This is a genomic window from Corynebacterium sp. Marseille-P4611 (assembly GCF_916618765.1).
GTDB classification, from domain to species: domain Bacteria; phylum Actinomycetota; class Actinomycetes; order Mycobacteriales; family Mycobacteriaceae; genus Corynebacterium; species Corynebacterium marquesiae.
On the sequence record NZ_CAKAKD010000001.1, the window covers coordinates 1892333 to 1905120 of the forward strand.

Here is a 12788-nt window from a genome sequence, read left to right on the forward strand (position 1 = left end):
TACCTACAGCAAGCTTTCACCACCCAATTCATGCGCCAAGGCGGCGTCGATGGTGGGGTAGCGGAACGCATGCCCGATGTTTTGTAGAACCGTGGGGCTGACGCGTTGTTGCGCCAAGGCCAACTCTTGGGCGCCCTCCTCGCCCAGCAAGATTGCAGGGCCGAAGGGCGGAACGGGGAGCAATGCCGGACGGTGTAGCTCTGCACCAAGGGCTTTGACGAAGTCCTTGTTGAGCACCGGGTTAGGCGAGGCTGCATTGACCGGGCCTTCCAACGAGTCGTCCACGATGGCGCGGAAGTAGGCATGCGTCAGGTCATCGAGGGCGACCCAGCTGAACCAGAACTCACCGTCGCCGAAAGGTCCGCCCAGGCCGGTGGAAAAGAGGGCGCGCAGCAGTGGCAGGAGGCCGGAGCCGCCCGACATAGCGATGCCGGTACGAATATTGACCACGCGGGTGCCCGCGGCGCGGGCGGGCTCGCAGGCGCGCTCCCAGTCGACTACCACGTCTGCTAGGAAGCCCTCGCCAGGTGCGGATTCCTCGTAGAGGACCTCATTGCCGCGGTCCGCACCGTAGTAGCCCACTGCAGAGGCGCAGACCATGGTGTGGACGGAATCCGTAGTGCCCGCTAGTCGCGCTAGGTGCTCGGTCGGGCCAACGCGGGAGTCGCGGATGGCGGCCTTGTGCTCGTCGTTGAATCGGCCGAAGATGGGCTCGCCTGCCAGGTGGACGAGGACGTCGACGCCGTGCAGGAGATCGGGATCGGGGTGCTCCGGTCGCCAGGTGCGCTGACCTTTGCTTGCCGTGCCGCGCACAAGTTGGATCACCGTGTGCCCGGCGGTGTGCAATTGTGCGGTAAGCGCTGCACCCACGCTGCCGCGCGAGCCAGTCATGGCGATGGTTAGTGGTTGGGTGTTTAAGGAGGCGTCGGCAAGCCGCTGGAGAAAGGAAAAATCCTCAATAAGCTGGTGCTGCCGATAAGCAAAGACCGATTCCAGCGCCGCCGAAGGGATGCGGGTAGAGACTTCATCGCGAACGAGCGTGCCGTCCGGGTGATCCGCAAAGGTGTGATGGTGCTGCGATTTAGCGAATCTGCGAATGGGGGAGTTTACGCAGACATCGGTGAACTCATAGCCCTCGCGGAACTGGGCGAGCTTATGCTGAGCGGTCCAGCGCAGACCGCCCGGTAGGCCCAGGGTGGAGGTGCCATCGCCGAGGCTCTGGGCCTGCTGGATGGGTTTCATGAAGGCAAAGGGCGCGTTCAGACGAGTTAAAGCGCCTTGGCGGGTATGCCATTGTCAGACCTGCTCGCGCGGGGCGGGCACTAGGTGTTCGGCGGAAAAACTCACTGTGTGAAGTGCCTCCTTTTTTAGCCCTCACCCAAATGGTGGGGAAGGTGCTAGAGTATTTTGTGTCTAACAGCATAGACATTTTTGAGACCATCAACCGGCATCCTTTAAAGACCGCACCGTGAGGCGGGGAAGGAGGTCACGATGAGTGGAACTGACGCTACCGCGAACAAGCTAGAGCTTTTAAGCTCCGATGATGTTTCGCGTACCGTTGCACGCATCGCGCACCAGATTATTGAAAAAACGGCGCTCGATTCCGCGGACGCACCGCGGGTCATTCTCCTTGGCATTCCCTCTGGTGGCGTGCCACTTGCACAGCGCCTAGCGCACAAAATTGAAGAATTTTCTGGGGTTGCAGTCCCATGGGGCTCCCTCGATATCACTCTTTACCGCGATGACCTTTTGAATAAGCCGCATCGCGCACTCCAACCGACGACGATTCCCACCGGCGGCATCGATAACTCCACCGTCATTTTGGTGGACGATGTGCTGTACTCAGGCCGCACTATCCGCGCCGCCTTGGACGCGTTGAGTGACGTGGGCCGTCCGGACATCATTCAGCTGGCCGTCCTCGTAGATCGCGGCCACCGCGAGGTTCCTATCCGCGCCGACTATGTGGGTAAGAATTTGCCCACAGCGCGAGAAGAAGATGTCACCGTATACAACAGCGAGATTGACGGCCGCGACGCGGTCGTATTGACCCGAGCCGCCGCTACTACTAGTGGAGCTGGCTCTGAAACGGGGGAGGCATAACCATGAAGCACCTCATCGATATGGCAGAGCTAGACCGAAGCGAAATTATTGGTCTAATGGATGAAGCGGATCGCTTCCGCGAGGCCCTGGAAGGCCGCGAGGTAAAGAAGCTGCCGACCCTGCGGGGCCGGACCATCTATACCCTCTTTTATGAAAACTCCACCCGCACCCGCTCCTCCTTTGAAACGGCCGGCAAGTGGATGTCCGCGGACGTCATCAACCTATCCGCCTCCAGCTCCTCGGTAAAGAAGGGCGAGTCCCTGAAGGATACGGGCCTTACCTTGGCCGCCATTGGCGCCGATGCGATCATCATGCGCCACCCTTCCTCTGGTGCGCCGCAGCAGCTGGCCCAGTGGGTAGCGCCTAACGGCAAGGGACCTTCGGTGATCAACGCGGGCGACGGCGCGCACCAGCACCCAACCCAGGCGCTGCTCGACGCCGTCACGATGCGCCAACGCCTAGGACTGCACAGTGAGGAAGGCTTTGCCGGCCTGAAGGTAAAGATTGTGGGCGATTGCCTGCACTCGCGCGTCGTGCGCTCCAACGTAGATTTGCTCACCACTCTCGGCGCTGACGTAACCCTCGTAGGCCCAGCCACCCTCATGCCCTTTGGAGTAGAGAATTGGCCGGTGCGCGTGTCGTATGACTTTGATGCGGAAGTCGCAGACGCCGACGTCATCATGATGCTACGCGTACAGCAAGAGCGCATGAACGGCGGCTTCTTCCCCTCCCACCGCGAATACGCCAACCTCTTTGGCCTGTCCAAGGAGCGCGCGGCAGCCATGCACAAGGACGCCATCGTCATGCACCCAGGCCCGATGCTGCGCGGCATGGAGATTAACTACGGCGTCGCAGATTTGGACAAAACTGCGGTCCTACAGCAGGTACACAACGGTGTGCACGCCCGCATGGCGGTGCTGTTTACCCTGCTGACCAATGGCGAAAACGCCGGCATCTAAAACCGCGACCCACACTCAACTTTAGGGAGAGACAATGACTACTTACCCGGAAACCGGTCGCCTTTCCGCGCCGGCGGAATCCCCACTGGTGATTAAGAATGTGCGCCTGTACGGCGAAGGCGAGCCCACCGATGTCGTGGTCAAGGACGGCATCATCGCTACCATCGGCACCACGGCAGAAGCCGAGGATGCACAGGTCATCGACGGCCAGGGCAACGTGCTCTTGCCAGGTCTGGTGGATATGCACGTGCACCTGCGCGAGCCCGGTCGCGAGGATACCGAGACTATCGAGACCGGCTCCAAGGCTGCCGCCAAAGGCGGTTTCACCGCAGTGTTTACCATGGCTAATACCAACCCGGTGACCGACCAGCCGATCATCGCTGAGTCCGTATGGGCCAAGTCGCAAGCACTGGCGCTGTGCGACGTCCACCCGGTGGGCTCCATTACCAAGGGCCTGGAAGGCAAGACCCTTACAGAGTTCGGCATGATGGCTCGTTCGGACGCCAAGGTGCGCATGTTCTCCGATGACGGCAAGTGCGTCCAGGATCCGCAGCTAATGCGTCGTGCTTTGGAGTACGCCAAGGGCATGGACGTGCTGTTGGCTCAGCACGCCGAGGATGACCGCATGACCGGTGGTGCTTCCGCCCATGAAGGCGAGACCGCAGCCAAGTTAGGCCTGCGCGGGTGGCCGCGCGTGGCGGAGGAGTCCATCGTGGCCCGCGACGCCCTATTGGCGCGCGACTACGGCAACCGCGTACACATCTGCCACGCCTCGACCCAGGGCACCGTGGAGCTACTGAAGTGGGCAAAGGAGCAGGATATTCCTCTCACTGCCGAGGTAACCCCGCACCACCTGTTGATGACCGATGACAAGCTGCGCACCTACGATGGCCTTTTCCGCGTCAACCCGCCGCTGCGCGAACAGCGCGATACCGAGGCCCTGCGCGAGGCGCTGCTCAATGGCACCATCGACTGCGTCGCCACCGACCACGCCCCGCACGGCTCCGAAGACAAGTGCGTGGAGTTTGAAAATGCCCGCCCTGGCATGTTGGGCCTGGAATCTTCTTTGGCCGTTATCGCCAAGATCTTCGTCGAGACTGGCTTGGCCGATTGGCGCTTTGTTGCCCGCGTCATGTCCGAGCGCCCTGCAGAAATCACCCGCCTGCCGGGCCACGGCCGTCCCATCGCAGAAGGCGAGCCAGCTAACTTGACCATTGTGGACCCAGACCACCACTGGGTTTCTGATTCCTCCACGCTGGCCTCCAAGTCCGAAAACAACCCGTACGCTGGCGAAGAATTTGGTGCCCGCGTTACCCACACCATTTTGCGAGGCGCCGTCACTTTTGACTTGGCAGCCTCCGAAGAAGACTAACCTTGCACACTGAAACCACCTATATGGCAGAGAAAGGCCACGACGTGACTGATAGAACCCCAGCAATCCTCGTTCTCGCGGACGGGCGCACCTTCCGCGGTTATGGCTTTGGCGCCACCGGCACCACCTTGGGCGAGGCCGTATTCACCACGGCGATGACCGGTTACCAGGAAACCATGACGGACCCGTCCTACCACCGCCAGATCGTGGTATCCGCCGCGCCGCACATTGGCAATACCGGTTGGAATGATGAGGACAACGAGTCCCACGGAAACCGCATCTGGGTTGCTGGCCTCGTTATCCGCGACCTTGCACAGCGCGTATCCAACTGGCGCGCAGAGCGCAGCTTGAGCGAGGAAATGGAAAAGCAGGGGGTCATTGGAATTCGCGGCATCGATACCCGTACCTTGGTACGCCACCTGCGCAACTACGGCTCCATCGCTGCCGGCCTGTTCTCCGGCGAAGACGCTCAGCGCCCAGTAGAGGAGCTGCTTAAGGAAGTTAAGTCCCAGGACTCTATGGAAGGCGCCGATCTCGCCGCGGAGGTATCTACCGACAAGCCGTACACGGTTGAAGCCGTAGGGGAGAAGAAGTACACCGTCGTTGCCTTCGACATGGGTGTTAAGACCGCAACCCCGCGCCACTTCTCCCAGCGCGGCATCGAAACCATCGTCGTGCCCGCAAATACCTCCTTTGACAAGGTGAAGTCCTATAACCCGGATGGCGTCTTCGTCTCCAACGGCCCGGGCGACCCGGCTACCGCCGACGAAATGGTGGGCATCATCAAGCGGGTGCTCGAAGCCAAGATCCCGTTCTTCGGTATCTGCTTTGGCAACCAGCTCCTGGGCCGCGCGCTTGGCCTGGACACCTACAAGATGAAGTTCGGCCACCGTGGCATCAACGTGCCGGTGCGCAATAACGTGACCGGCAAGATCGACATCACCTCCCAGAACCACGGCTTCGCGCTGAAGGCGCCGGAAGGCTATGACCTAAACAGCAACGACGCCGAGTTCGCCACCGATTTCGGCCCCGCGCAGGTCACTCATATCTGCCTCAACGACGACACCGTGGAGGGCGTGGCATTGCGCAACGGCATGGCTTACTCCGTGCAGTATCACCCAGAGTCCGCGGCGGGCCCGCACGATGCCAACCCACTATTCGATCAGTTTGAAGAACTGATGGCTAACCACACCCCAAATAAGTAGACAACCAGGAAAAGGAAGAATAACTATGCCAAAGCGCAACGACATCAACCACGTCCTGGTCATCGGCTCCGGCCCAATCGTCATCGGCCAGGCTTGCGAGTTCGACTACTCCGGCACCCAGGCCTGCCGCGTGCTCAAGGAAGAGGGCCTGCGCGTAACGCTGGTCAACTCCAATCCGGCCACCATCATGACCGACCCTGAGTTTGCGGATCACACCTATGTCGAACCCATCGAGCCGGACTACATTGAAAAGATCCTGGTCAAGGAGCGCGAAGAGGGGCACCCCATTGACGCTGTGTTGGCTACCTTGGGCGGCCAGACTGCGCTGAACGCCGCAGTTCAACTTGACCGCCAAGGAATTTTGGACAAGTACGGCATTGAGCTCATCGGCGCCGATATTGACGCCATCGAGCGCGGCGAGGACCGCCAGAAGTTCAAGGACATCGTCGCCTCCATCGGCGGTGAGTCCGCCCGCTCCGCCGTGTGTCACAACATGGAAGAGGTCCACGAGACCGTCGACAAGCTTGGCCTGCCTGTCGTAGTCCGCCCGTCCTTCACCATGGGTGGTTTGGGCTCCGGTCTGGCCTTCAATAATGAGGACTTGGACCGCATTGCCGGCGGCGGCTTGGCCGCATCCCCCGAGGCCAACGTGCTCATTGAGGAATCCATCCTGGGCTGGAAGGAATACGAGCTCGAGCTCATGCGCGATGGCGACGACAACGTCGTAGTTGTTGCCTCCATCGAAAACGTCGACGCCCTCGGCGTGCACACCGGCGATTCCGTCACCGTCGCCCCGGCGCTGACCCTCACTGACCGTGAGTTCCAGAAGATGCGTGACTTGGGCATTGCCATCATCCGCGAGGTCGGCGTCGATACTGGCGGCTGCAATATCCAGTTCGCGGTCAACCCGGATGACGGCCGCATCATCGTCATCGAGATGAACCCGCGCGTGTCCCGTTCCTCCGCGCTGGCATCCAAGGCCACCGGTTTCCCGATTGCTAAGCTGGCGGCCAAGCTCGCCATTGGCTACACCTTGGACGAGGTGCAAAACGACATCACCGGCGAGACCAAGGCTGCCTTCGAGCCGACCCTGGACTACGTCATTGTCAAGGCCCCGCGCTTTGCTTTTGAGAAGTTCCCGGGTGCCGATGACACCTTGACTACCACCATGAAATCCGTGGGCGAGGCCATGGGCATCGGCCGTAACTACATCGCGGGCCTGAACAAGGTCATGCGTTCTTTGGAAAACAAGCCGAACGGCTTTTGGACCAAGCCGGATGAGTACTTCGCCGGCGAGCGTGCCACCGACCTGCAGGCGGTGCTCAAGGACCTGGAGCGCCCAACCGAGGGCCGCATGTATGACATCGAGCTGGCCCTTCGCCTCGGCGCTTCTGTAGATGAGGTACATGAGGCCTCCGGTGTTGATCCCTGGTTCATCGCTGAGCTGGCTACGTTGGTGGACTTCCGCCAGGAGCTTATCGACGCCCCAGTGCTCACCGAGGAGCTTTTGCGCGAGGCCAAGGTCTTTGGGCTTTCCGACGCCCAGATTGCCGCCCTTCGCCCCGAATTCAACGGCGAGGATGGCGTACGTAGCCTGCGCTGGCGCATGGGTATCCGCCCCGTGTACAAAACCGTAGATACCTGTGCCGGCGAATTCGAAGCACAGACCCCGTACCACTACAGCTCCTATGAGCTTGACCCGGGTGCCGAGACCGAGGTTCGCCCGGCACCGGAAGGCTCCAAGGGTAAGGTCATCATTTTGGGCTCCGGCCCGAACCGCATTGGTCAGGGTATCGAGTTTGACTACTCCTGCGTTCACGCGGCCCTTGAGCTCTCGGAGCAGGGCTACGAGACCGTCATGGTCAACTGCAACCCGGAGACCGTCTCCACCGACTATGACACCGCAGACCGTCTCTACTTCGAGCCGCTGACCTTCGAGGACGTCATGGAGGTTTACCACGCGGAGGCCGCTTCTGGTGACGTTGCTGGCGTGATTGTCCAGCTGGGCGGCCAGACTCCGCTGGGCCTTGCTGCCCGCTTGGAAGAGGCAGGCGTTCCGGTCGTGGGCACCAGCCCGGCAGCTATCGACTCCGCCGAGGACCGCGGCGAATTTGGCAAGGTCCTCGATGAGGCAGAATTGGCAGCACCGGAATACGGCACCGCCACTTCCTTCGCGGAGGCCCGCGAGGTTGCTTCCTCCATCGGCTATCCAGTACTGGTTCGTCCGTCCTACGTGCTGGGCGGCCGCGGTATGGAAATCGTTTACGACGAAAAGGCGCTGGAAGACTACATCGAGCGTGCCACCGAGCTGTCTACGGACCACCCGGTTCTGGTGGACCGCTTCTTAGACTCCGCCATCGAGATTGACGTTGATGCCCTGTGCGACGGCAACGAAGTCTACCTGGGCGGCGTCATGGAGCACATCGAGGAAGCCGGCATCCACTCGGGTGACTCTTCCTGTGCTCTGCCGCCGATGACCCTTGGACCAGAGGACATTGAAAAGGTTCGCACCTCCACCCGCTTGCTCGCTGAGGGCATTGGCGTCAAGGGCCTGATGAATGTCCAGTTCGCCTTGAAGGATGACATCCTCTACGTCATTGAGGCCAACCCACGTGCTTCCCGCACCGTGCCGTTTGTCTCCAAGGCCACCGGCGTACCACTGGCTAAGGCAGCCTCTCGCGTCATGATGGGCTCGAGCATCGCGGATCTGCGCGCCGAAGGCATGATTCCTTCCGAATATGACGGTGGTTCTCTGCCACTCGAGCACCCGATTGCCGTCAAGGAAGCAGTCTTGCCATTCAACCGCTTCCGCCGCCCCGATGGCAGCCTGCTCGATACGCTGCTCTCGCCAGAGATGAAGTCCACCGGTGAGGTTATGGGCTTGGCTACCAACTTTGGCGCAGCCTATGCCAAGGGCGAAATCGCGGCCTTTGCCGTACCACCCACGGAGGGTACCGTCTTCGTTTCCGTTGCGAACCGCGACAAGCGCACCCTGATCTTCCCGATCCAGCGCTTGGCTCACATGGGCTACAATATCGTCGCCACCGCCGGTACGGCGCAGATGCTGCGCCGCAACGGTATCGAGTGCGAGGTTGCTGCCAAGGTCTCTGAGGCCAAGGACGGCGAAGAGTCCATCGTGGATAAGATCTTCAATGGCGAGATCGACTGGATTCTCAACACGCCTGCTGGCTCTGCCGGTGCACGCCACGATGGCTACGATATCCGCGCCGCCGCCGTGCACATGGAAATCCCACTGGTGACCACCGTGCAAGGCGTAACCGCAGCTGTCCAGGGCATCGAAGCGATGCGCATTGGAAACCTGCAGGTACGCGCACTCCAGGAGCTTGAGCATGGCCCACAGCACTAAAGGATTTGGCGAGCGGCTAGAAGAAGCCGGTCAGGAACGCGGGCGCCTGTGCGTTGGCATCGACCCACACCCATATCTCTTAGAAAAGTGGGGGTTGGGGCCTACCGCTGATGGTCTGCGGACCTTTAGCATGCGCTGCGTTGAAGCCTTTAGCGATTCCGCCGCCTTGGTAAAGCCACAGGTTGCCTTCTTTGAACGCTTTGGCTCCCAGGGTTTTGCGGTTCTCGAAGAAGTCCTGGCTTCCCTGCGGGACGCGGGGTGCCTTACTGTTGCCGATGCCAAGCGCGGCGATATTGGCTCCACCATGGCCGGCTATGCAGATGCGTGGCTCGGCGATAGTTCGCCGCTGCGCGCAGATTCCGTGACCGTGTCGCCCTATCTAGGCGTTGGCGCACTGGGGCCGGTTTTCACCAAGTCCGAAGAAACCGGCCGCGGTGTATTCATCCTGGCGGCTACTTCCAACCCGGAGGCGCGTGCCATCCAGTCGGTCCCGGTGGGCAAGGAGAGTACCATCGCTCAGGGCGTCGTCGATGAATGCGCCGCGTTCAATGTCGAGGCGCACAAGGCTGGCAAGCCTGGCGATGTCGGCGTAGTCGTCGGCGCTACGTTGAACAATCCGCCGCGCCTCGATGCGCTCAATGGTCCGGTTCTTCTGCCCGGCGTTGGCGCCCAGGGCGCTGGTCCAGAGCAGGTGCACGGCATTGTTTCTGCTCATCCATCGCTGGGATTCGCCAATATGTCCCGAGCAGTGCTGGAGCAGGGGCCTGACGTCGCTGACCTGCGCAAAGTGGTTGCTCAGGTGGCGGCAGAGTTCCGGGACTAATAGGGGCGGCGTGGCTGATTATCGGCCGCGCCGTTTACCTGGTACTTTGTTTAAGGTATGTGCGGTGACGTGCTAAAATAGGCGTGCTTTTGGACCCGCTAATCGTCGCCGTTCAATGAGTAGTGCTAGGATTGCCAGAAGTCGGTTTGCTCGAAGGTTATTAATAACTTTCCGCGGTGTATTAACTGTGTTAGGCAACCGTAATCTGGTACCAAGTACTAGACGTAACAGAATCAATCTAATGAATCGGAGGAAACCCGTGGCCCTTCCAAAGTTGACTGATGAGCAGCGCAAGGAAGCTCTCGCAAAGGCCGCTGAGGCCCGCAAGGCTCGCGCCGAGCTCAAGGCTGCGCTTAAGCGCGGCGAGACCGACCTGAAGGACGTGCTCGAAAAGGCCGAGACCGATGAGATCATCGGCAAGACCAAGGTTTCTGCACTCCTCGAGGCTCTGCCGAAGGTCGGCAAGGTCAAGGCTAAGGAAATCATGGAGGACCTGGAGATTGCTCAGACCCGTCGTCTGCGCGGCCTAGGTGAGCGTCAGCGTCGTGCTCTCCTCGAGCGTTTCGGTTACGGCGAATAGTCACAACCATGGCTGACGCAACTGCACGCGGGCGCCTCGTCGTTCTGGCGGGGCCTTCCGCAGTGGGAAAATCCACCGTAGTTTCGCGTCTGCGCAGTGACGTCGAGGGGCTGTACTTCAGCGTGTCTATGACCACGCGCCAGCCCCGCCCCGGGGAGCAGGACGGTGTCGACTACTTCTTCGTCACCCCAGAAACCTTCCAGCAGCGAATCGATGCCGGGGAGATGCTCGAATGGGCTGATATCCACGGAGGATTGCAGCGCTCTGGAACACCCGCCCAGCCGGTAGAGGAAGCTTTGGCTGCTGGCCGGCCGGTACTCGTTGAGGTTGACCTCGCGGGTGCTCGGAGTGTTAAGAAAGCGCTGCCGGAGGCAGACCTGGTCTTTTTGGCACCCCCGTCATGGGAGGTACTTGTGGAGCGGCTCACCGGCCGTGGTACCGAGCCGCAAGACGTCATTGACCGTAGGTTGCAAACTGCGCATGAGGAACTAGCCGCACAGGACGAGTTCGATCACGTCGTTGTGAACGAGGATCTGGACGAGGCAGTATCTGCCATTAGTGATATCCTGCGGGCATAGACCTCCTTTTTGACCATCTTCAATCAAAGTAAAGGTGCATGTGACTAACGTGACCACCCCTTCTAACACTGAAGCCGCAAAGGCGGAACCAGTATTTGATGATCCGATCGGTATTACTGATCCCCCGATCGATGAGCTTTTGGACAAGGTTTCCTCTAAGTACGCTTTGGTCATCTTTGCCGCTAAGCGCGCACGCCAGATCAATAGCTACTACCAAGAGCAGGATGAAGGTGTCTTTGAGTTCGTAGGCCCGCTGGTTACCCCAGAGCCAGGCGAAAAGCCTTTGTCCATCGCATTGCGCGAGATTGATGCTGGCCTGCTTGACCACGAGGAAGGCAAGTAGCTAGCACTAAGCGTGTAATAGCTTTAAGGCTCCACGCGCCGCCACGGAAGTGCATTCCCGAATTGGGGTGTACCTCTTGGTCGCGGCGGGTGGAGCCTTTCTCTATGTCGGCAGGTACCATCGTGCGGTGTGACTGATAAAGATTCCTCTCGCAATATTGTTCTGGGCGTCGCCGGCGGCATCGCGGCCTACAAGGCGTGCCACCTCGTGCGCAATCTCAAGGAAGCGGGCGATGACGTCCGCGTTGTCCCCACGGAAAGTGCACTGAACTTCGTGGGTGCGGCTACGTTTGAGGCTCTATCCGGCCACCCCGTCGCCACGAGCGTGTTTGAGGCCGTGGATGAGGTGCAGCACGTCAACGTAGGACAGCGTGCGGATGCAGTGGTCATTGCGCCCGCCACCGCAGACCTTATCGCGCGCTTGGCTGCAGGCCGGGCAGACGATTTGCTCACCGCCACCGTGTTGGTCGCGACGTGCCCGGTTATTGTGGCCCCGGCCATGCACACTGAGATGTGGCATAATCCCGCTACGCAGGACAACGTGGCTACTTTGCGACGCCGCGGTATCACCGTCATCGAGCCCGCCCACGGCCGCCTTACCGGCAAGGATTCTGGTCCAGGTCGTTTGCCGGAGCCGGAACAGATTGCGGAGATTATCCGTACTGAACTGGCAGGCTACCGAGTACAGCACACCTGGCAGGGCAAGAAGGTCGTCATTTCAGCCGGCGGTACCCAGGAAGAACTGGATCCGGTCCGATACCTGGGCAATCGCTCTTCCGGCAGGCAGGGATTCGCGCTCGCGGAATGGTCCGCCCAGATGGGGGCCAAGGTCACCCTCGTTGCGGGTAATACCGCCCAGCTTCCTGTGCCGAGCGGCGCGAAACTGCGGCACATTGTCTCCACCCGCGAGTTGGAGAACGCCATGCGTGAGGAGTCCCGCGATGCGGATGTGGTTATCATGGCCGCTGCAGTCTCTGACTTCCGTCCGGCGGAGGTCGCCGAAACAAAGATGAAGAAGGGGCAGGCAGACGATGCACTCTCGACGCTCCATCTAGTGGAAAACCCGGATGTGCTCAAAGGGCTCGTTGCTGCGCGCGAGCGCTCGGAAATCCCTGCCGAATGCGTAATTGTGGGCTTCGCCGCCGAAACTGGTGATGCTCAGAAGTCCGCCTTGGACTATGCCCAGGAAAAGTTTGCGCGTAAGGGCTGCGACGTGCTCATGGCCAATGAGGTCGGGCGCGGAAAGACTTTTGGCCAAAAGTCCAATGAGGGGTGGATCTTGCGTCCGGATTCCGCGCCGCAACGCGTGGAGCATGGCTCGAAGCAGGTTGTCGCCGCTCAGATCCTTTCGGCCGTGAATGAAATGTTTCAGGGGTAGACAACTAAAATTGCGTTTATAGACCGCTTGGTCTAGGCTTGCGAGGTATTAGGCTTGGGCGTAGAAAACCCACAGCATCGAATC

At 60.4% G+C, this 12788-nt stretch carries 10 protein-coding genes and 1 pseudogene; 10 read left to right on the plus strand and 1 reads right to left on the minus strand.

Annotation, left to right across the window (positions count from 1 at the left end):
- Positions 1-3 precede the first annotated feature (3 nt).
- Positions 4-1347 (minus strand): annotated as a pseudogene (locus LG376_RS09100) (TIGR01777 family oxidoreductase).
- Positions 1348-1491: 144 nt separating this feature from the next.
- On the opposite strand from LG376_RS09100, the gene pyrR reads away from it, so the two are divergent.
- From pyrR to coaBC, 10 genes are all read left to right on the plus strand, one after another.
- On the plus strand, positions 1492-2100 hold the full coding sequence (gene pyrR / locus LG376_RS09105; protein ID WP_225746898.1) for a bifunctional pyr operon transcriptional regulator/uracil phosphoribosyltransferase PyrR: 609 nt from the start codon (positions 1492-1494) through the stop codon (positions 2098-2100).
- Between the two features lie 2 nt (positions 2101-2102).
- Positions 2103-3059 (plus strand): aspartate carbamoyltransferase catalytic subunit, encoded by a 957-nt coding sequence (locus LG376_RS09110; RefSeq protein WP_198493118.1) that lies wholly within the window; start codon positions 2103-2105, stop codon positions 3057-3059.
- A gap of 34 nt (positions 3060-3093) precedes the next feature.
- The gene (locus LG376_RS09115; protein ID WP_225746899.1) at positions 3094-4431 is read left to right on the plus strand and encodes a dihydroorotase; all 1338 of its coding nucleotides are present in this window, start codon (positions 3094-3096) and stop codon (positions 4429-4431) included.
- 23 nt (positions 4432-4454) lie between these two features.
- The gene (carA, locus tag LG376_RS09120; RefSeq protein ID WP_225747379.1) at positions 4455-5636 is read left to right on the plus strand and encodes a glutamine-hydrolyzing carbamoyl-phosphate synthase small subunit; all 1182 of its coding nucleotides are present in this window, start codon (positions 4455-4457) and stop codon (positions 5634-5636) included.
- Between the two features lie 25 nt (positions 5637-5661).
- Positions 5662-9003 carry a carbamoyl-phosphate synthase large subunit gene (gene carB / locus LG376_RS09125; RefSeq protein ID WP_225746900.1) on the plus strand — a complete coding sequence of 1114 codons (3342 nt, stop codon included), beginning with the start codon at positions 5662-5664 and terminating at the stop codon, positions 9001-9003.
- A complete protein-coding gene (gene pyrF, locus LG376_RS09130; protein WP_225746901.1) occupies positions 8987-9826 on the plus strand; it encodes an orotidine-5'-phosphate decarboxylase in 840 nt (279 codons plus the stop codon). The genes carB and pyrF overlap by 17 nt, the downstream gene beginning before the upstream one ends.
- A 259-nt stretch (positions 9827-10085) precedes the next feature.
- Entirely contained in the window at positions 10086-10406 is a 321-nt protein-coding gene (gene mihF, locus LG376_RS09135; protein ID WP_005328460.1) for an integration host factor, actinobacterial type, read from the plus strand.
- Between the two features lie 8 nt (positions 10407-10414).
- Positions 10415-10984 carry a guanylate kinase gene (gene gmk, locus LG376_RS09140; RefSeq protein WP_049378220.1) on the plus strand — a complete coding sequence of 190 codons (570 nt, stop codon included), beginning with the start codon at positions 10415-10417 and terminating at the stop codon, positions 10982-10984.
- Positions 10985-11024: 40 nt separating this feature from the next.
- A complete protein-coding gene (rpoZ, locus tag LG376_RS09145; RefSeq protein ID WP_005324891.1) occupies positions 11025-11327 on the plus strand; it encodes a DNA-directed RNA polymerase subunit omega in 303 nt (100 codons plus the stop codon).
- Between the two features lie 129 nt (positions 11328-11456).
- Positions 11457-12704: a bifunctional phosphopantothenoylcysteine decarboxylase/phosphopantothenate--cysteine ligase CoaBC gene (gene coaBC / locus LG376_RS09150; protein ID WP_049378218.1), complete on the plus strand. Its 1248-nt coding sequence runs from the start codon at positions 11457-11459 to the stop codon at positions 12702-12704.
- Positions 12705-12788 lie beyond the last annotated feature (84 nt).